Below are 19,960 nucleotides of genomic sequence, written 5' to 3'. Positions count from 1 at the left end.
CACCAAACGGCAGTAACAAATAACCAGTTGCTTAACGTACAGGGAATCGGTTATTTTGTGTCTAAAATGTGTCTAAACGTACAATTTTCTTTTTTTGATATGGTGACCCCATGCCCATCAACCTAAGGTTGGGTATTCCATGAACTTCCGTTCTTATTGCCTACATGGGGTCTACATGATTGATATTTTGTTTATTTATTTTTAAAAATACGCATTCCAAATAAACCTTGATAAGGTGTATTTTTAAAGGTTATGCAGTTTTCTGCTTTAGATTGGATACAGTGCATTGGTAAACAACGCCTAAAATATCAAAGACTGTCTTTTTCTCATATCGATGGGATTTCCGTCCATTTTTCTGTAAGAGATCAAACAAACGAAGGAAAATTTTTGATACTTCTTTGGTGTCTTGTTGTATAGCTTCATATACTAAGTACAGATGATCTTGAATCATATAAATCGCTTTATATTCACTTAATTCTTTTTGTTTTTTCTGTAGTAACAGCTGTCGCATTTTGAACATAGTGGAAGAACAAAGAAAAATAGCGATTAACTGTCCATAAAGATGACATTCTAGACGCTCTCTCTTAATATTGTGACAATGATTGATACCAAAAAGAGACTTCCATGTTTTAAATACAATCTCTATTTGCCAACGTAAAGAGTAAATCTCGTGAACATGTTCCATCGGAACAATTTCCCACGGTATGTTGGTAATATAAACATTGATTTCTGTTAAACGTTTACTTTTTTCAGAGTATATAACTCCTTTTTTCTTTTCAATATAAGATTGCTGTTTCCTACGTTTATGAATTTGAGTTGATGTAAGTCTGTATATTACAACTCGTGAGGGTAATTTTTGTTGTCCAACATAGGCATTCCGAATTTCATAAGTATCCCCTGGTTTTATCTGATGCATGATATCTTCAAGATTAAGTAAAACATATAACGATTGCTTTTTTACCGTCCCATCCCGAAAGAATTCTGGAGATTCATTTTTTATATATACTCTATTATTTAATTTTAACCGTGAAACATAGAATACCCCTCGTTGATCCATTTGGTCTAAATCTTTTAGAGAAAAGTATCCTAAATCTCGAATACATAAATCTCCTGGTCGTAAGGTATCTAAGCACTCTGTACCAAAGGTTTTATCATTATTTTTACCTGGTTCCATTTGAAAATTGAGGAATTTCCCACTATGTAAATCATACTCTAGTTGAACCTTAATACCGGCTGTTTGTGCACATCCTCCTGAACCAGGATAAATAGGAGCCAAATGATTGGGTACTTGAAAAATAGTAGCATCTAAAATTCGTATACGTTGAAAATAAGAGGTGTATTGGTTTGAGATTTGAGACGAGTCGTTTAGTTTACTTTTGATTAAAAGGGAAAATACACGCTGCAAAAATAAAACCGCGCATCGGTTAAAGCGTCGATTAAGCCCTTCTGGACTCATAAGTGTAGCTGTATTTGCATAAAGCTGACTACATAATCGAGTAAGAGAATCACTTGCTACCTGTTGACTAATCCAGATACATAAAGCAGCTAAGTCTTGTGCGCCATACTTACTTTTACGTTTTACAAAACCTGTCTCTTGTGCAAGTTGTTGAAGAATATGTGGAGATAGATATCGCTGTAGTTCTTCAGCGAACAAATGAAACTCATCTTGAGTCGATAGATTCATACAAAAACGCCATCCTTTCTTTATATTTCTACAAAAAGAATAACGTTTTCTGTGAATTATGGGTATAAATTCATCTTTGATTGATAGTAATGTATGATGGCCCCTTATAGATTATTTTTTCTCACAGCATATGTGATTGCATTTGTTTTTAATAAAACAGACTTTTCATTTCGAATAATTTTATATTCGAGTGGTTTTACCATGATACTCAATACTTCCCAACCATCATATATTTGTCTTAATATATTCATCATTTCTTCTGTTGGAATGTTTATCTCCATTAGTGCATCCAATTTTTTATTGGTGTCCATATCAATTTCTTCAACTTCAGAATTTACAATGATACAATTTATTCCGTTGTACTTCGTTCCATCTGCCATTCGTTGAACAACTTTTCCAAATACCTCTTCTGATTGGACATGTTCTAAACTTGAAACTGCAACAATGAAGTCGAAGTTATTAGGCTTAATCTCATAGTTTCCTATATCAGCTTTTTCAGTTTGAATTACTTCTTGAACTTCATATTCCTGACTATATTCATTTAATTTTTGCAAAGCAGAGTCTAATACATCAACACACACAACTGTACCGCCATTTTCTTTTATAGCTTGAGCCAATGGGATACTATTTCTACCCACTCCAGAACCTAAATCAAGCATATTAAGATTGTCTTTGCCTTCAAACAATGGAATTAGATCTATTACCGTTTTTACAGGTTTATGTAGCCACGAACCTTCTTCAAACAGTTTATAATTATCATAACAATAGTCGTGATATTTTTTCTCTTCTTTTCTTATAAATTCAATTCTGTTCATTGTTTTTCCTCATTTCTCAAATTATGTATTCTATAAAATACTGTAACAGATTTAATATAACTTTTTGAACTATCTTAGCTTGTTACTTGAAGAAAAAAAAGATGAATCATATATACATGTGAGGTTGACATAACCACTCATTATTGAAAGTATCAAAAAAAATCTCACTTCTTATCTGAAAAAAGATAAGAAGTGAGATTTTTTGTTTTGGGGGCGACTTAATTTCTTAGGTTGATGGGCATGTATGGTGACCCCATGCCCATCAACTTAAGAACGGAAACAAAATGAACTTTCGTTCAAATAAACTAAAAAACCCTTAAAACACTTTTTATCCTTAAAAATGAGCATGCCAAATAAACCTAGGTAGGTATTATTTTTAAAGGTTATGCAACTTTCTTTTGTTTTCTAAGTCCACTATACTCATAGATAACACCCATAATATCAAAGACTGTTTTCTTCTCATATCGATGAGATTTCCGCCCGTTTTTCTGTAGTAGGTGGAATAGGCGGATTAGAATCTTTGTTATTTCTTGGGTGTTTTTCTGTATAGCTTGATACAACAGATGTAAATAATCTTGAACCATTCCAATCGCTTTATATTCGCTTAATTCTCTTTTCTTCTTTTTCAAAAGAAGTTGACGCATTTTAAACATAATAGAGGAGCACAGGAAAATAGCGATTAGCTTTCCATATAATTGGCACTCTAATCGCTCCTGTTTTACATTGCGATAATGGTCTATTTTGAAGAGTGATTTCCACGTTTTAAAAACAATCTCTATTTGCCAACGCAAAGTATATAATTCATGTACCTGTTCCATCGGAACCCATTCCCAAGGTGTATTCGTCACGTACATGTTTAATCCCGCTACAACTTTACTTTTCTCTGAGTACGTTCTATTTTTGGATTTTTCTTTTTCCGCGATTTTTGCTTGTCGTTTTTGAAGTTGCTTTTCTGTTAGTCGGTTAAAAATAACACGTGCAAACAGCTGTTGTTTATCACCGATATAAGCATGTTTTAATTCAAATGTTTCTCCAGGCTGTAGTTGATTTAAAATTTGTTTCACATCTATTTGTATGTATTCTGATTGTTTCTTAATTGCACCATTTTTAAAGCATTCTGGGTTTGGATTTTTCACATATACATTCGTATTCAATTTTAAACGAGAAATATAGTATGTACCTCGTTGATCCACTTGATCTAAGTCTTCCAATGAAAAATAACCCAAATCACGAATACATAAATCCCCTGGTCGTAAGGTATCTAAGCATTCTGTACCAAAAGTTTTGTCATTATTTTTTCCTGATCCAACTTGAAAGTTAAGAAATTCCCCACTGTGCAGATCATATTCTAATTGAATTTTGATTCCAGCTGTTTGGGCACACCCTCCAGAGCCTGGATATATATTCTCTAAAGCATTTGGCACTTGGAATAAGGTAGCATCTAGGATACGAATTCGCCCAAAATAAGAGAAGAGATGATTAGAAAATTGCGTTTGTTCACATACTTTTTGTTGTAACAGTAAAGAAAAAATATGTTGTAAAAACAAAACTGCTTTAGCATTTAAACGTTTATTTAAGCCCTCAGAGCTGAGTAAAGTACCAGTAGCTGCATGAAGCCTACTACATAATCGTACTAAGGGATCACTTGCTACTCGTTGACTGATCCAAATACAAATTGTAGCTAAGTCTGAGCCAGAAAACTTACGTTTTCGCTTTATAAATCCGATTTCTCTTGCAAGTTCTTCTAAAAATATAGGTGTAACATATCGTTGTAATTCTTCTGCAAATGGTAGTAGTTCATCTTGAATCGAGAGATTCATAAGAAAACGTCATCCTTTCTAATTTAGCTTGTTTAGAAAGGATAACTTTTTTTTGTGTTTGAAGGTATTAAAATCTCTTGAGTTGATGGGCATGTAAGGTGACCCCTAGTATGAAATTCAAAACCACTTCATAAATAATTCGAAATCTCAGAATCTCTATTGCCCGAGCTCTTTTTCTGATAGAACATGCAATACACGGGTACCATGTCAATTTGTGTTTCTCCGCTTAGAGCAAATCCGAATCTCCGGTACAAACTTACATTTTCAGCATTTTCCGTGTCCAGTGCGACTCCCTGCGATTTATTATCCGTATGTACCGTATGCAATAGGTGTTGCAACAGAGCCTTACCGATTCCCTTGCCCTGGTTCTCCGGGTTTACTCCAATCATGATAAGGTAGTGATGCGCCATTTTAGGAGCAAATGATCTTGTCACTCGCATATAGGAATTGAGGCGACCTAAAGTTTTTCCAGACAGTTGAAAAAACAATGGAATCAACCTCCCGATTAGTAATGCTCCTCCTGTTATATTTTGAAGCCTGCTAGGTTGCGGTTTTTCAACGGTGTATACGCCAAGCAAGTTTTTATTTTCATACAAGCCCCACACCTCTTCATTGAGCATAAAGCTTTTATCAAACATAAAGGACACAAAAGCTGTCACGCTATTTCTTGCTTTTCTATCAATCTCCGAATCACCAAATACATGCAGGAATAAGGGATCTTTGGCAAATGCCTTGCTCATGAGTGATACGAATAAGGGCTTCTCCCGTTTGGTGAGCTTGGATATTCGATACGGAGCACTCATGCTTTTTCACCTGTGTTGTTGCTTGTTTTCTCATAATGATCAACGGCAAAGCTAAATAACACTTTAAGCATAAATAATAAGCAGATGATCAACATATAGGGCTGTATATTTGGCAGCATCGGTATCCAGCCAAGACCAACAGACAGGAGCAAGCCTGCAATAAATCGTTGTGAATGCTTCCCAATCAGAGCATTCACGATAAATGCTCCTGCAATCGTATAAGCCCAAACCCCGATCGAATACCAAATATCTGTATGTAAGAGAAGCGCAACAAGAATGATATGAAAGTGTATCGTAATGAATACGATTCGATTTGTTTTGCGTGCTGCATAAAAGTTGCTGGTTGAAGCTGTAAAGTTGGCTACGCATCCAGAAAAAATATCGAATATCAACAATAATGCCAGGGCACTGCGCCAAATCGGCAAGTTGTCTGTGAGTTCAGGGAATCTCAAATATAACGCAATGGTTAGCAATCCACCGAAAAACAGTATGGCTAGAATAGACCCAATACTTTGTTTTTCACCGAACACATCATGTAAAAATGAAGGAATCCGAATTTGTTTCATACAAGCACACTCCCATCATAAGTTAATGTTTGCGAACATCGTGTTGAATAAAAAAGATATATAGTAAATATACTATTTTACTACAAAATTATTATAAATATTTAAAATTGAGATTTCAATATATTTGTACTCCTTTTATTGAATTACTCTAAAACTTGGGCTACACTACAAGTGAGGTGGAGCATATGAACGGATTCGAAAGACGAAAACAGAACAAAATTGAGCAAATATACAGTTCCTCATTTGAATTGTTCTCCAAATATGGTTTTCAAAAGGTAAGCGTGAATGAAATCGCTCAAAATGCGAATGTTTCTCCCGCTACCATTTATAACTACTTTGGAACAAAAGAACAGCTCTATGCCGATATGCTTATAAATTGGATGGACAAACAGTTGGAGAAGTATGAGAAGATTCTGAATTCAGCGTGTTCCTTTCCTGAAAAGACGAAGGAAATTATGCTGCTAGAAGCTAAAAATTTACAAATTTTATCGGATAAGTTTCAGAAATCCCCATTCTCTGAGGTGAGTGGGTTGATGCAAAGGCTGGAGAGCTATAATGAGCAGAAGGTCATGCAATTTTTTATGAAGTTTGTCACGATTGGAAAGCAAGAGGGTTACATTCATAGAGATCAAACAGAAGATATTACTATGCTGTACTTCACGATGTACAAAAATGAGCTGGGTCGGCATTGGGAAGCGTCGAATCAAGAACGCATAACGAGAAATATGGATCAATTGATGGAATTGTTTTTCTATGGGTTGGTCGGAGAGAAGCAGAAGTAGGACGAAATTGGAAAATTGACTGTCTGTCCTGTTACGAAAAACCGTATCACAAATAGGGGTCACAACAAAATAGGAAAGGATGGCGTTTTTTTACACTTTGGGGTAGAGAAAATTCTTAAGTTGATGGGCATGTATAGTGACCCCTACTACATCTAAAGCAATATGTTCATATTGTTTTAGGTACCTTTTTTATAATATAATCATATTATAAAAAAGGAGGAGGATATGAATGCCTAAAATAGTTGATCAAATACAAAGGAAAAATCAGATAGCCACTGCTACTTGGCGTGTAATATTAGAAAAAGGTATCGATAAAGCTTCCATACAGCAAATCGCTGATGAAGCAAACATTTCGGTTGGACTTGTTCAGCATCATTTTTCTTCTAAAAATGAATTAATTCATTATGCAATGAATTTAGTATTGAATCGAATGGAAGAACGGGCAAAAACTCGTACAAGTGATTTTAAGGGAACAAAAGAAGAAGCACTTAGAAGATTAATGAAATTTATTATTCCTACTAATAAAGAAGAAATGTTGGAAGGGAAGGTTTGGATTATATTTCTGGGTATATCCTTTAGTTCCCCAGAGCTTCTTGAACTTCGGAAGAAAATGGATGACCATACGAGGTATCTTATGGGAATAATTCTAGATTTAATGAAGGATCTAGGATACGTCACACCAGGCTATAATAGAGATTTTGAATTGGAGATACTGTACGGATTTATCGATGGGCTAGTAATTCATGTCCTTCAAACACCAGAATCATATTCAGAAGAAAAAGTAAATCAACTTATTGAGTATTATTTAAAAGAAAAAAAAAGGGATTAATCGCATGAATAAAGTTTTCATTATTATTCTTGTAGTCGTTATTGTATTGATCATTAGGCAGCTTATCCCTAAGAGAGTAGATAGCTTCGATCTTCTTGGTATACCAATCATGGCTATAATCAGAACTTATATTGGTCTTCCAAATAGATTGGACTTTATAATTACAATTGAATTAATTAGCTTGCTTATCTTAGGAGCGATAGTTGGTTATTGGCAAGCTAAGAGGGTGAAAGTCTTTCATCATAACAATCAATTATGTAGTGTTGGAGGCTATACCTATATTATCGGATGGATTATTATGCTTTTGGGAAGAATTGTTATTTTATTGCTATTCGACCTTAACTCTCTCATATCGAGATTTCATGCAGGACATGAACAATTTACGAATGAAATAATTAAAGTTCTTTCTCATGCTGGAGATTGGTTAATATGGTCTACTATCCTTGCATCTTCCATAATGTATACCGTTACCTTATATAAGGATCACCCGGATATCAAGAAATTTATACATGCTCGTTTTAAAGAAATTAAACAACGGATAAAACATTAATTTAACTAACACGAATTGTGAAAGTATGTATTCGTTATTATAGGAGTGCCACCTATACCCAGCAACTTAATAAAAAACGTTATCCTTTCTAATAATCTAGCTTGTTTAGAAAGAATAACGTTTTTTATTTTTTAGGATAGTGAATATTCTTAAGTTGATGGACATGTGGCGGTACCCCATCGCTATCAAGCTAAGAAAATACAACTACCCCCAGAACGAGATTTTGTGCTAATTGGTAATAAAAAAGCTCATTTTTTCGTTTTGGGGTGGATTTGTTCTCTTAAGTTGATGGGCATGTATGGTGACCCCTATTACTCTTCACGTGTTTTAGGAAGGAGAATATTTTCGGATAAAAAGTCGGGATTTCTATTATTTGGGATTAGTATTAAGATTTTCGTTATTTAGTACAGTAATAGTGTTTTCTTTTTCTACAGGTTTTCTACTTAATAAAATCACTACAATAATGATACATATGGCCCCAATGATTTGGAAAAATAAGAAAGGAATATGCAAAATAAGTACAGATGAAAGAATTGAAGAAAGTGGTTCAGTACAGCCTAATAAAGTAGTTTCTTTAGGTGAAATGTATCTAATACTATCTAAGAATAGGTAGAAGGCAATTAATGTTCCAAAAATAACTACAAAAGTAATTAGTAATAGCGTATTTAAATCGATGTTCCCAATCGATTCCAAAAATATTATTTCTTTTTTAGAAAAGTAATGAACTAGTGTAACGCCTATTCCTCCTATAATCATACCCCAACCAACTAAAACAGCAGAAGACCATTTTTTTAATAAAGATTTGGAATAAAGAGTATAAAAAGCTAAAGATAATCCAGATAAAACTCCCCAAACAATTGCAGGGACTGATACAGTTAGGTTATCTATTGAGCCATTGGTTAATAATAAGAAAGTGCCCAAGGTTGCAAATGTTATTGCTAAAACATCAATTTTAGTAGGTAAGGCTCTAAATTTGATAATCAGATAAATTGTAATAAAAATTGGAGCTAAATATTGTAAAATTGTTGCAACTGCAGCATTTCCTTCGTTAATAGATGCAAAATAAGTGTATTGTACCCCCAGCATACCAAATATCCCAAAAATAATGAGCTGAGTAACATCATGTTTATTTTTCCAAATTGCAACAATTTCGTGTTTATTTTTACTAAAAAGTGAAACAAATAATAATATAAATCCGGATATTAATAAGCGAATTGTAACTAACCATTCAGTGGAAATTTCTTTTTGCTGAAAAAGTTGTTGAGCTACGGTTCCGGATAATCCCCATAAACTAGCACCAATTACAACCATAATCATTCCTTTAATTCGATCTTTATTAACTTTATTCAAATAAAACACCTCCAATAAATTAAACACTTCCATTTAATTTTAGATAAACATTTAAAATATATATTGAATGCAATATATCGCAATGGTTAAAAATTTTATGATAACTTCAAAATATAACTCACTAGATACATTTGTTGAATTTTACCTAATGATAATTTGTCATATAGATTATGTGGAATTATAGACTAAATATATTTTATACAGCTAATTATAAATCCTTAGAAGCTAAAATATTTTGAACATCTTTCATTGGACGTAACCAGTTATTAGACATAGTATTTTCTAGTAATGATGAGTCACCAATTTCTAATGCCCTAATAATACTTGTGTGTTCATCTATAGATTGTCTATCATGAATTACGTTTTGAAAGAAAATATACTCAAAACGCAAGGCATGAAGATGTAAGTTTTCTAAGAACGGTTCAATGTATTTGTTCTTTGAAATCTCAACAATTAGGTTGTGAAATTTCAAGTCTAATATTAATGCGTTTTTAGAATCCATTTTCTCAATAGCTTGTTTAAACTCTGTATTTATTAACGTAAGTTCTTCAATGTCACATTCCTTAATATTATTAATGGCTTGTTTCCCCACGAGGGTATGTATGCTTGCAATAGTTTCGTAAATTAATGGCACATCTTCTACTTGAATTGGAGCAATTTTAGTTTTTTGTCCTGGAACCATTTCAACAAGCCCAGAAAGTTCTAAAACTTGAAGTGCTTCTCTTACTGGTGTTCTACTTACACCTAAAGCCTGTGCTAGTTCAGTATCATTAATTTTTTCATTAGGTCTTAAAACACCTTCAATAATCCAATCTTGTAGTTGATTTAAAACAATGCTTTTTGCAGAAAATCTTGTTTGTTTATTAAAATTTTTAGGAATAGGCATGATATGACACTTCCTTTTATTCATTTTGATTTCGATAATATATGATATACGGAATAAAATAAAGAATAAACTATAAAAGTAAAAGGTTTAACAACTGTATTATTTAAGTTTTTTTGTTACTTATTAACTAGCGATAGGGTTCTTTCAATTGGTGGATTGAGTTGAGTTAATAATACAAAAACTCCAATTAGACAAAAAGCCCCTATTGATTCAGAAGCTGTGTATGAAATTTTAAAAAATAATACAGAAAATAGAATTGCAGTCAATGGTTCAATACAAGAACATAAGCAAATATCTTTAGGTGTAATATAATTTGTACTTTTTACATAAAAAAACGATGTAAGAATAGTTCCAAACACAATAATAAAGTGTTGATTGAGACTGTTTTAAAAATAGATAACAGGATAAATTCATTTGTAGAAAGCTTATTTAAAAGTAATAATGCAATACCTCCAATTACCATCCCCCACCCTAACACTATAAGTAATGACCATTTTTTACATAGATGATCTAACTGATTTATGTAAAATGCAAATGCCACACCAGATAATGTCCCCCAAAGTATAGCTAGTATAGAAACATTTAATTGGTAAATTGAGTTTTTTGTGAAGAAAAGATAAATTCCAATCATGAAAAATAAATATGCAAGTAACTCCCTTTTATTAGGAGAATTATCATTTTTAAGAATTAAGTAAATACCTAAAAAGACCGGAGCTGAATAAAGTAGTAAGGTTGCAACGGTAACATTCCCCTCTTTAATGGATGAAAAGTATGTATATTGAGTACCCAGTACACCAATTGTGCCAAACAGAATAATTTTATTGGCATCGTGTACTGACTTCCAAATATTTAGTATATCATGACGTTAGTTGCCAAAAAACGAGATAAATAATATTAGGATTCCAGAAATAAATAATTTTACTGCGACAATTGATTCTACGGAGAGATTACTCTGAACAAAAATTTTCTGAGCAAGAGCTCTGGATAAACTTCCAAATAAAGCCCCTAATACTATTAAACAAAGACCTTTTATTTTACAGTGTATATTTACTTTCATTATATCCCTCAAAAGGAATTATACAATATGTAATATATCACGTATTGTATTTATTAATGAAGAACATGATTTGATTTAGTAATAGTTTTTACAATTTTTTTATGTATGTTCTATACGAGGTACCGCCAGAATTTTGGAAAAAAACACGCTAAGCAAAAAATACAGAAAGCCGTCCAACTGATGTACACCTCCAATTGTTATTCGTGTCTAACAATTAGGGTGCACATCAAACAGGATGGCTTTACTTTTTACATAATTCTCGTTATTGGAAGTCAATTTGTTTTATTTAGTTCTGTATCGTACAACACCGAAATGTCATTCCAACCATAAGCTACATCGTCTACTACTGTTTCTCCAAACGTACTGGTTCTGCGAATATATTCCTTTCCACTCATTCGTTTATAAAAACCAAGTCCAGACTTATTTTGCTCCATGACCCATACGAACATAGAATGTATACCGCTTTCCTTAAAGTGCCGAGCAACAGCTGAAAGAAGCTGTCTGCCTACACCGAAACCTCTACAATCCTGTAAAAGATATAGTGCATATAATTCACCAGTAAAATGTTCCTCCTCAATGCTTCTTCCTGATGCAAAGCCTACAATTTTTCCTTTATCATTCATGGCAACATATATAAAAGACTCATTCTCTTTATCCAAAAACTGATTCCAGCGTTTTTCAGCCTCTTCGTATGATAATTTATCGAGATATTGATCTGGCACTAATCCCCGATACGTAGTTTTCCATCCATCTACATAGACCTTTGCTACACCTTCTATATCCTGTTTACTTGCTTTTCTAATCTTCAAATGAACCACCTTACCTAAAAAAGAAATTTATTAGAAATGATTATACCATTTCTTATTTTACTGATTACTCCATCATTACTAAAAAAGTAGTGTATATCCTATACATGCTCGGTTAACATAACGTAACATTATGGGAAGCAAAGAAAAAGGCGAATTCCTACTCTTACAAGGGGTTCGCCTTTTTCTTTTTCTATGACTCTATTCATTTTTTTATGCATTCCTATCCTGACATAGGCTTTTGGGTTCTCGTTTGTTACCCGATTAGCCGAAAAACTGTATAAAATCTTGCATGCTCTTAGCGTGGGGTTTTTCCAAAATGCTGGCGGTACCCCTTATAGATTTGTGATGCACTCAGACCTAAAGAATTTGTTTTGGGGATTACTCAAAACTTTAACTCGATGGGTATATGTAGTTGTGCGCCTACAGCATTTGATATTGTTGTTTTGCCGGTACCTGCTTTTCCTCTAAATAAGATTACTTGTTTCATCATTCCATATCCTTTCTTTTAAGTGTTCTCCATATTCGACATTTTGTGAAATAATCCTTCTTTTTAGAGGGGTCCCGCCACATACCCATCAAGCTAAGATTTTATCGTACCCCCTAAACGGAAATTTTGTGTTTTTTATAGCACCGAAGTTCATTTTTATCGTTTTGGGGGCAAGCTATTTTGTTAGGTTGATAGGCATGGGGTATCACCAGCAAAACGCGGATTTACAACGGTAAGGGTATTCCCATATTAAAACCCCAATCTCTCAGTGATATAAATGAGAAATTGGGATTATTCAATTTAATAATGACAAAACCACATCTCTATTTTTATTTACAGTGGTACATGAAAGTAAGAATCCGCGGAACAGTCCCTTGTTAAGTCAAGCTTAGAAGTAAACTTTCCGGCGTCACGTTGAGCAAAAACGGGCTCAGTTCGCCTACACTGTAAATTTGTAAGTGATGCATAGCCCGGGTGCAAGCAGTGTAGAACAATCTGCGCAGGCTCTCATCACCGTATACTTGTGCCGATGCATCATAAATGATGACGGCGTCGAATTCGATGCCTTTGGCCAAATACGCTGGTATGACAACAACGCCTTGTTCATATTCAATCGAGCCGTTCTTCACGAGTTTAATTTTATCAACGTCGCTAAGGGCCTCGTATGCAGCGATGCTTTCCGCAGCAGATTTACATATAATCGCAATCGTATTATACTGCCGCTTCCGCAAGTCTGTGACTTTGGCAGCGATGCAGCGGTGCAGTTCGGCACGATCCGACAATTGCGTCAGCGCAGGCTTCTCGCCGTCGCGTTCAAAAGCAGTAATCCGTTCGCCGCCAGGTATGAGTCCGCGTGTAAATTCGGTGATCGGTCTTGTGGATCTGTAGCTGCGGGTCAAGTTGATTGCATCCGTTTCATCCGGTCCATATAAGCCAGTAAGTGTGTAGAAATCGACCATTTCGCTGGCATGGGCGAATATCGCCTGGTTAAAGTCTCCAAGTACGGTCATCTTTGCCGAAGGAAATAAACGTTTCAAAAACTCAAATTGAAACGGAGAATAATCTTGTGCTTCGTCTACAAGCACATGTTTGATTGAGACGTTTGTCTGAAACCCTTGAATCAGTTCTTTTAAAAGTAAAAACGGAGTAGCATCTTCGTAAAACAGTTTTCCTTCACTCAGCATTTTCAGCGTCAACAGGCAAATATCCTCCCACTCTTCAGGTGTTTCCCCGGCAATCCACAGTTTAATCCGTGCTGGATCGGCGAAAAGCTGCTTGTATATTCCCGTAAAATCGACGAAACGAAGCGTTCGGATCCATTTGCGCAGCGGCTTCAACTTCTTGCGAACGATCATACGTCCGAGCACTTTGATTTCTCTCTCATAATCGTCAAGCGAGTCTTCCGTAAAGCCTCGTTTTTTCTGTAAGTAGGTATAAGCCTTTTGATACTCATCTTTGCTAAGCAACTCGATTTCTTCCTGTACCCATGACTTGGTCAACTCGAGTTTTTCGATTTCATCTATTCGCTCGTTTAGCCATTCTATCAACTTCTCAATCCTGTTGTGAAAGCGAAGCGAGGTGTCGCTGCTATAAAACCTTTCCGCGATTTGTTTGGCAGAGACGACCGGTTTTCCTCTGAATTTAATTCCTTTGAATAACATGCCCGATAATTCTAGCGACTGCCTGTATGTTTTGATCGTCTCGAAAAAACGGGTCGATGCCTTAAATCGGATGCTCGCAGTCCTAGTCCGGTAGGAGGAATCATCCGATGCAGTCAACACATATTCCAATTGCTCATAAGGACCCTCAACTTGAAATGCGTTGCTCAGCCGATGGTTCAAATATTCCTGGAATGTGGCCTGCTGCATATTCTCTTCCCCGAGTTCAGGTAACACATTGGATACGTAGCTATTAAACATCGAGTTAGGCGAAAATAAAATGATTTGATCGGCTTTCAGTCTATCTCGATACTTATAGAGTAAGTAGGCGATCCGCTGCAGGGCGGCCGATGTCTTGCCGCTGCCAGCGGCGCCTTGAACAATGAGCAGCCGCCCGCGATCATGCCGAATGATCCGGTTTTGCTCCCTTTGGATGGTGGCTACTATGCTGTGCATATGTTTGTCTGTGCCTTCGCCAAGCACCTGCTGTAAAATCTCATCTCCAATGGTGAGACTCGTATCGAACATTGATTTAATAACGCCGCCGCGGATAATATATTGCCACTTTTGATCTAACAATCCATGAACTACTCCTTCTGGTGTAACGTACTCAGCTGGACCGGGCGCGTAATCGTAGTAGACGCTCGATATCGGTGCTCGCCAGTCGTAGATTAGGAAATTCTCTCCTGTTGTATCCGTAAGTGTAGAGACTCCGATATAGATACTTTCCACTTCGGAAGTTCCTTTTTCGATGAAATCAATTCGACCAAAATAAGGTACTCCCTTCATTCGGTTCAGTACGGACAGCCGATTGAAGGCGTGCCTGTGGGTACTTTGGCTTACGGACAGAGCTTGAGCCTGTTGTCTTAAGCCAATGATCGTCTCAAGATAATCGTCAAAAGTATCTATGTTAACCTTGACGTCATCCCAAAAGTGTTTACGGATATTGAGTACTTCTTTTCGACGCTGGCTGGTTTCGTCTTCTATCTTGCTGATTTGCTCCGTGATTGTCTCCATTACGCTGTCCAATCGTTCTTGCTCCTGACGAAGTTCTGTGTTCATATCATGCACTCCTTAAAAAAAATTAAAAATGAAGGTTGACTAAATAAGATATTTTTTGTTATAATAATAATTGGGATAGTTTATATTTTTTAAGTTTAAAATTGTGTTTCTATACTAATTTATCACAGTTTCTCAAGTTTATCAATGTATTTAACATCACCACCGCTATGATAGATCATAATTGTTGTAAATTTATAGGAAGCAACAAGCTATTTTAAAAGATACATAACTCACAAAAATGATATCCGACTATACGATCATTTAAAGTAAGGTCAGATGAATTATAATTAATTGAGAAATCCTTCAGAGAACCTATCGAGCATTATACAATATTACGGTGAATTTTCTGCGTGAAGTATAAAAAAACAACTATTCCATTGAGGAACGGCTGTTTTCGTTTTTCCATTAAAGCCCCCACTAGTTAAATAGTTTTTCGGAAAAATTCATAACTTACATATAGATTACTTAAAGTATTTCCTTTGCATCAGAAGGTAAATTCCTCACATGTTTAAGATATTTCGTCATATTTGTATCGTCATCAATTGAATATGTAAACAATAAGTGATCTGCCACATCTTCTGCTAAAGTTCTAAACAATTCACAAGTGACAAATATAGAATCCCAAAAATTCTCATAATCATTATCAGAATAAGTTTTTTCATACGTCTTCCAATATGATTCAGGAAGATACTTTTTGAAATACTTACCCATTTTTCCCGTTGAAACATGGAAGTCATGTTTTAGGCCAATCCACCAAGAAACCATCTCATCCAATCTAACCCGTATTACATGTTCAAACATTTGCTTTGCATACGGCAATTCATCACGCCAAATTCCTTTTGCAACGTTTTGCAGGCACCACCAAAAATCACTACAGCAACTCATAAACATTGGTTCTGTTGGCTCTTTTACATGATAATCAATATCTGTGGGAGCAGGAATAAGTGGTAGAATGTTGTCCTTATCTAATAATGGAACTGTAAGTTTATCATTGACATATCCCTCAATCATTGTATCTTTCGTTTTAATATGAAGGTCAATACGATTCCCATCTGTAAAGAGCATTAAATACCCATAAGACTTATCAAAATCCGTATTCATACCAACTGATGTATTATTTTTATCAGGCTCTTGTATCATAAGTAAATCACCAAAAGTATGAATCCATGTCTTATCTTTTATAAAAGATGCTGTTTCCGTCACTACGTAAACAATATCGTAATCCTGAAAAATATCTTTCGGAGCATTAGCATTTGTTCTTGAACCATTCATATAGACTGCTCGAATTCGTTCATCTTTTTTAGCTACTCCTAGTATTAAATCAAACATTTCTTTTTCACTTCTCATTGCTATTCACCTCAAATTCCTGTTTCTATTGAGCAACTTCTCTTTATAGGTATTGTTGAAATATCCTGTACCTTTCGTTTAATAGCACAGGTTCTCGTCGTTCTTCTAACTTGTATACTTCATCATAAACAGCCGCAAAAAAACTAGAGTGTAGCTTAAATTAGATATTTAAATACTTAAAAGAGGTTGTCCAAGTGAAATTATTCGGAAAACCTCTTTTTTGATTCAACAATTCAATATTTCTTTTAACATTTTAAAATTTTGTTGATAAATCTCTGGCGAATCCCAATTTTTGTAGTCATGAGGTAATTTAATATTTTCGATGTCATTGTTCTCTCGTGCAATTACAGTTAAATCCACTATATAGTCTATTACTTTCGAAAGATTTGTTTTTGTTCCAATTGAACCATGTCCTGGAACCGCTATGTCAATATCCATCTCCCCAACTTTTTTCAAAATATGAATCCAATTCTCTAGATTCGATTCTTCAAAAAATGTTGGGTGGCAATCAACAAATAATAAGTCACCCATGAATATCACTTTCTCTTCTGGAATATAAAGAATTGCGTCACATAACGAATGTCCTCCGCCTAATGTGAAAAGCTTTGCACTACGCTTACTCCCATGAAAAGTTATTTCATCTATAAATGTTTGGTGTGGTAATACTAATTCAAGAGTTAGCAATGAAACTTCCAATTCACTTAAAAAATTTATTTGGTGTTCTAACTTTATATCATTGGTTTGATTTACTTGGTCTTTTAAGGAATGAATATAATTTCTTAGACCTTGTATATCATTTTTCTGCTTATTGATTCTCGATGGATGAATATCCTTCATTTTTTCGTATGTAATTTGACTTGAAATAATATTACTTCCCTTAAACGTTTGGTTACCTCGAATATGGTCTCCGTGCCAATGACTATTTATAACCCATGTAACTGGTCGATTCGTTATTTTTTCTGCAATATACTTTAAATCTTCCGCAGCTTGTTGTGTGTTACATGTATCAAAAACTATTGTTTTATCTCCTAAATCAATAAAACCTGCATTTGCTACAGCTCCACCACCTTCTCTTGCTATTGCAACGTATATCCCTTCACTAACTTTTTCAAGGCTAAAATGTTTACTAAAATATTCTTCATTCATTTTCCTCTCTCCTTAAATTCCAATTTTACCTATTATTTCGATATTTAAGTAAAGATGCCTTTAAAAAATTCATTATTATCGTAACAAGATTTTGATTAAACTTTTTATATTAACTGTGCCATGATTATTGGAATAATAAATTATACTTAAAAATTCTAGTTTAATATGTTTAATTTATGATCTTATGTTTTTAGGTGGAAAATTTGTAGTTTTGGTAATGAAGTATTTAAGTAGCTTATACAGAGGTTTATAAATAGATCTAAAGGAATACCATTTCCACTCTTTCTTAGGGTAGCATAAAATAATCGCGAATTTACAACGCTAAGCATATTTCCTTATGCTACCCCTATTATGTTTAAAACTTAATTATAGATCCTTTTTTGCATATATCTTTAGAGATATAACCATTGAAATAAAACCAATGACTAACGAAATGAAACAAGGAATCCATGCCTGAATCGTTTGTGAAAATGGAAATGTGATTGTAAAACTAATATGACTTGATTGAAACCATTTTATAAGAGTAGGAAATACAAAGGGTGTTAAAAAGATAATAAAAAACGAAATAAATTTTGTTTTTTCATAGCCAAATTTAAATTGAACAGGAATTAGTACCCCAAATATTATACTAAGAATTAAAAATGTTATTCCAAGGGCATTGATGTTTAATTTTTCTATGCCCGATGGCACGATAACTGATGTAATAATGCGGATGATGACACTACAAATGAAAATAACAAAAATAAAGAGATATTTTGCTTTTACAAATGCATTTCGTGTATATGGAGTCGCACAAAGATAAGCGGCCCCTTTGTACTTATCCTCAGATTTGGATACCGTACCGAACAAAATATACTCCAATAAAAGCACTGTTAAGAGAAAACTGATAAGACCACCGTCGCTTAATTCTAATTGTGAAGAAATGTAAATAGGGGCGATGGCAGCAAAAACAAGTAAAGTTAACAAATACTTTTTGACTAGCATCAAATCTTTTATTACTAGATTAATTAACATTTTTATCACCCCCGATATAAGTAAGCATAATATCCTCTATCGTTGGTCTTTCCATCAAAACATCAGGTATGAGTCGACGTACGTCTTCTTTTTTATTGGTAATCCCTTTAAATCCATATGGCGATTGATGCAAAGTTAAAAAAAGTTTTTGCGTTTGTTCATTAATAAAGCAATTGTCCCCTTTTACCAGTGCATGTGTATCCAGCAACTCATCTTTCTCTTCATTAAGTAAAATCCTACCATCATCAATTAAGATGACCATGTCAGCAATTTTATCTAAATCAGAGGTGATATGAGTGGAAAAAAAGACACTTTTCCCTGGGTCTTTCATAAAGTCGAGGAGAATATCCATTAATTCACTTCGCACCAATGGATCTAGACCGCTTGTTGGTTCATCCATAATTAATAGATCTGCATGATGAGAGAGCGCTAAAGCGACCGCATACTTCATTCGCATACCTTTTGATAAAGTGGCAATTTTCTGATCTAGTTTTAAATCAAACTGGTTTATGTAATCTAAAAAAACTGATTCGTCCCAGTCAGTATAGCAAGGAGCAATCACATTTTTCATTTCTTTCAATGTTAACTCTTCATAAAAATACCCTTCATCTAACACGATACCGATTTTATTTTTCGACTTTCTTTCATTATCACCCATATCCTTGCCTAAAAAATTAATTTTTCCGGAATCCTTCAAAATAAGACCTAGGATTGCTTTGATTGTCGTAGTTTTCCCAGAACCATTAGTACCGATAAAGCCCGTAATGCAGTCTTTATTTAGTGAAAAAGTGACATCTTTTAAAGAAAAACTATTATAAGCTTTATTTAGATTCTTCACCTCTAAAACAGGGTTCATTTTTCATTCCCCTCCTCTAAAATTAAATCCAGCATTGAATGAAGATCATCTGTGCTAATTCCTAAACCTCGGGCCATTCGACAGACTTCTGCTAACTTGACTTCCACCATGTGACGCTTGGATTCCATTAACATCTCTAAGTTTTCTGGTGCCACATAGGATCCTTTGCCAACTCTGGTTATAATAAATCCTTCAGCTTCCAGTTCGGCATAGACTCTTTTGGTTGTTAGGACACTTACATGTAGATCGTTGGCCAATGAGCGGATCGAAGGTAGCTGCACCCCTTCTTTTAATTCATTATTAAAAATTGAAGTTTTAATCTGATCTTTTATCTGCTGATATAAAGGCTGATCTGATACGTTACTTAAGATAATTTTCATTAGACACCCTCTTTATTAATAACTGTTATGGTCAAAGATACACAACATACACACTATAT

19 protein-coding genes are annotated in these 19,960 nt (G+C 34.5%); 3 read left to right on the top strand and 16 right to left on the bottom strand.

Translation table 11 applies throughout. The features are described 5' to 3' along the window. Positions 1-250 precede the first annotated feature (250 nt). The 5 genes from AB1279_RS10810 to AB1279_RS10790 form a co-directional block, all read right to left on the bottom strand. Positions 251-1,684, bottom strand: coding sequence for an IS4 family transposase (locus AB1279_RS10810; protein WP_429758726.1), 1,434 nt, complete (start codon positions 1,682-1,684; stop codon positions 251-253). A 104-nt stretch (positions 1,685-1,788) separates the two neighbouring features. After that, a complete protein-coding gene (locus tag AB1279_RS10805; RefSeq protein WP_429758725.1) occupies positions 1,789-2,499 on the bottom strand; it encodes a class I SAM-dependent methyltransferase in 711 nt (236 codons plus the stop codon). A 383-nt stretch (positions 2,500-2,882) separates the two neighbouring features. After that, positions 2,883-4,319, bottom strand: coding sequence for an IS4 family transposase (locus tag AB1279_RS10800; protein ID WP_429758724.1), 1,437 nt, complete (start codon positions 4,317-4,319; stop codon positions 2,883-2,885). A gap of 128 nt (positions 4,320-4,447) precedes the next feature. Further along, positions 4,448-5,122, bottom strand: coding sequence for a GNAT family N-acetyltransferase (locus AB1279_RS10795; RefSeq protein ID WP_429758723.1), 675 nt, complete (start codon positions 5,120-5,122; stop codon positions 4,448-4,450). After that, entirely contained in the window at positions 5,119-5,688 is a 570-nt protein-coding gene (locus AB1279_RS10790) for a hypothetical protein (RefSeq protein WP_429758722.1), read from the bottom strand. The genes AB1279_RS10795 and AB1279_RS10790 overlap by 4 nt, the downstream gene beginning before the upstream one ends. A gap of 185 nt (positions 5,689-5,873) precedes the next feature. On the opposite strand from AB1279_RS10790, the gene AB1279_RS10785 reads away from it, so the two are divergent. The 3 genes from AB1279_RS10785 to AB1279_RS10775 all read left to right on the top strand — a co-directional run bounded on the left by AB1279_RS10785 (position 5,874) and on the right by AB1279_RS10775 (position 7,849). Continuing rightward, entirely contained in the window at positions 5,874-6,470 is a 597-nt protein-coding gene (locus AB1279_RS10785; protein WP_429758721.1) for a TetR/AcrR family transcriptional regulator, read from the top strand. A 229-nt stretch (positions 6,471-6,699) separates the two neighbouring features. Continuing rightward, complete coding sequence (locus AB1279_RS10780) at positions 6,700-7,299, top strand: TetR/AcrR family transcriptional regulator (RefSeq protein WP_098136413.1); 600 nt, start codon at positions 6,700-6,702, stop codon at positions 7,297-7,299. Between the two features lie 4 nt (positions 7,300-7,303). After that, positions 7,304-7,849, top strand: coding sequence for a hypothetical protein (locus tag AB1279_RS10775; RefSeq protein ID WP_090914491.1), 546 nt, complete (start codon positions 7,304-7,306; stop codon positions 7,847-7,849). Positions 7,850-8,218: 369 nt separating this feature from the next. On the opposite strand, the gene AB1279_RS10770 is transcribed toward AB1279_RS10775, so the two are convergent. The 11 genes from AB1279_RS10770 to AB1279_RS10720 all read right to left on the bottom strand — a co-directional run bounded on the left by AB1279_RS10770 (position 8,219) and on the right by AB1279_RS10720 (position 19,901). After that, the gene (locus tag AB1279_RS10770) at positions 8,219-9,232 is read right to left on the bottom strand and encodes a DMT family transporter (protein ID WP_429758720.1); all 1,014 of its coding nucleotides are present in this window, start codon (positions 9,230-9,232) and stop codon (positions 8,219-8,221) included. 175 nt (positions 9,233-9,407) lie between these two features. Next, on the bottom strand, positions 9,408-10,085 hold the full coding sequence (locus AB1279_RS10765; protein ID WP_429758719.1) for a GntR family transcriptional regulator: 678 nt from the start codon (positions 10,083-10,085) through the stop codon (positions 9,408-9,410). A gap of 116 nt (positions 10,086-10,201) precedes the next feature. Next, positions 10,202-10,444: an EamA family transporter gene (locus tag AB1279_RS10760; protein WP_429758718.1), complete on the bottom strand. Its 243-nt coding sequence runs from the start codon at positions 10,442-10,444 to the stop codon at positions 10,202-10,204. Next, positions 10,408-10,875, bottom strand: a complete 468-nt coding sequence (locus AB1279_RS10755; RefSeq protein WP_429761352.1) for a hypothetical protein — start codon at positions 10,873-10,875, stop codon at positions 10,408-10,410. Before AB1279_RS10755 ends, AB1279_RS10760 begins: the two co-directional genes overlap by 37 nt. Positions 10,876-11,414: 539 nt before the next feature. Continuing rightward, positions 11,415-11,960: an N-acetyltransferase family protein gene (locus AB1279_RS10750; protein WP_429758717.1), complete on the bottom strand. Its 546-nt coding sequence runs from the start codon at positions 11,958-11,960 to the stop codon at positions 11,415-11,417. Positions 11,961-12,815: 855 nt separating this feature from the next. Continuing rightward, a complete protein-coding gene (gene helD, locus AB1279_RS10745) occupies positions 12,816-15,158 on the bottom strand; it encodes an RNA polymerase recycling motor HelD (RefSeq protein WP_429758716.1) in 2,343 nt (780 codons plus the stop codon). 465 nt (positions 15,159-15,623) lie between these two features. Continuing rightward, on the bottom strand, positions 15,624-16,505 hold the full coding sequence (locus tag AB1279_RS10740) for an aminoglycoside 6-adenylyltransferase (RefSeq protein ID WP_429758715.1): 882 nt from the start codon (positions 16,503-16,505) through the stop codon (positions 15,624-15,626). A 225-nt stretch (positions 16,506-16,730) separates the two neighbouring features. After that, the gene (locus tag AB1279_RS10735) at positions 16,731-17,651 is read right to left on the bottom strand and encodes an MBL fold metallo-hydrolase (RefSeq protein WP_429758714.1); all 921 of its coding nucleotides are present in this window, start codon (positions 17,649-17,651) and stop codon (positions 16,731-16,733) included. A gap of 366 nt (positions 17,652-18,017) precedes the next feature. Then, positions 18,018-18,665, bottom strand: a complete 648-nt coding sequence (locus AB1279_RS10730; RefSeq protein ID WP_429758713.1) for an ABC-2 transporter permease — start codon at positions 18,663-18,665, stop codon at positions 18,018-18,020. Continuing rightward, entirely contained in the window at positions 18,655-19,521 is an 867-nt protein-coding gene (locus tag AB1279_RS10725; protein WP_429758712.1) for an ABC transporter ATP-binding protein, read from the bottom strand. Before AB1279_RS10725 ends, AB1279_RS10730 begins: the two co-directional genes overlap by 11 nt. After that, positions 19,518-19,901, bottom strand: a complete 384-nt coding sequence (locus tag AB1279_RS10720; RefSeq protein WP_429758711.1) for a GntR family transcriptional regulator — start codon at positions 19,899-19,901, stop codon at positions 19,518-19,520. The genes AB1279_RS10725 and AB1279_RS10720 overlap by 4 nt, the downstream gene beginning before the upstream one ends. Positions 19,902-19,960 lie beyond the last annotated feature (59 nt).

The sequence above is a fragment of the Bacillus sp. S14(2024) genome, assembly GCF_050473785.1.
Taxonomy (GTDB): Bacteria; Bacillota; Bacilli; order Bacillales; family Bacillaceae_G; genus Bacillus_A; species Bacillus_A yunxiaonensis.
Note: the sequence above shows the minus strand (reverse complement) of the source record. Positions and strands in the feature narration are given on the sequence as shown.

What these genes read in the sequence shown, in the direction of transcription:
- AB1279_RS10810 (WP_429758726.1), bottom strand. Translation starts at nt 1,684, where the DNA reads ATGAATCTATCGACTCAAGATGAGTTTCATTTGTTCGCTGAAGAACTA.
- AB1279_RS10790 (WP_429758722.1), bottom strand. Translation starts at nt 5,688, where the DNA reads ATGAAACAAATTCGGATTCCTTCATTTTTACATGATGTGTTCGGTGAA.
- AB1279_RS10805 (WP_429758725.1), bottom strand. Translation starts at nt 2,499, where the DNA reads ATGAACAGAATTGAATTTATAAGAAAAGAAGAGAAAAAATATCACGAC.
- AB1279_RS10765 (WP_429758719.1), bottom strand. Translation starts at nt 10,085, where the DNA reads ATGCCTATTCCTAAAAATTTTAATAAACAAACAAGATTTTCTGCAAAA.
- AB1279_RS10740 (WP_429758715.1), bottom strand. Translation starts at nt 16,505, where the DNA reads ATGAGAAGTGAAAAAGAAATGTTTGATTTAATACTAGGAGTAGCTAAA.
- AB1279_RS10720 (WP_429758711.1), bottom strand. Translation starts at nt 19,901, where the DNA reads ATGAAAATTATCTTAAGTAACGTATCAGATCAGCCTTTATATCAGCAG.
- helD (WP_429758716.1), bottom strand. Translation starts at nt 15,158, where the DNA reads ATGAACACAGAACTTCGTCAGGAGCAAGAACGATTGGACAGCGTAATG.
- AB1279_RS10795 (WP_429758723.1), bottom strand. Translation starts at nt 5,122, where the DNA reads ATGAGTGCTCCGTATCGAATATCCAAGCTCACCAAACGGGAGAAGCCC.
- AB1279_RS10785 (WP_429758721.1), top strand. Translation starts at nt 5,874, where the DNA reads ATGAACGGATTCGAAAGACGAAAACAGAACAAAATTGAGCAAATATAC.
- AB1279_RS10780 (WP_098136413.1), top strand. Translation starts at nt 6,700, where the DNA reads ATGCCTAAAATAGTTGATCAAATACAAAGGAAAAATCAGATAGCCACT.
- AB1279_RS10730 (WP_429758713.1), bottom strand. Translation starts at nt 18,665, where the DNA reads ATGTTAATTAATCTAGTAATAAAAGATTTGATGCTAGTCAAAAAGTAT.
- AB1279_RS10775 (WP_090914491.1), top strand. Translation starts at nt 7,304, where the DNA reads ATGAATAAAGTTTTCATTATTATTCTTGTAGTCGTTATTGTATTGATC.
- AB1279_RS10800 (WP_429758724.1), bottom strand. Translation starts at nt 4,319, where the DNA reads ATGAATCTCTCGATTCAAGATGAACTACTACCATTTGCAGAAGAATTA.
- AB1279_RS10735 (WP_429758714.1), bottom strand. Translation starts at nt 17,651, where the DNA reads ATGAATGAAGAATATTTTAGTAAACATTTTAGCCTTGAAAAAGTTAGT.
- AB1279_RS10770 (WP_429758720.1), bottom strand. Translation starts at nt 9,232, where the DNA reads ATGGAAGTGTTTAATTTATTGGAGGTGTTTTATTTGAATAAAGTTAAT.
- AB1279_RS10725 (WP_429758712.1), bottom strand. Translation starts at nt 19,521, where the DNA reads ATGAACCCTGTTTTAGAGGTGAAGAATCTAAATAAAGCTTATAATAGT.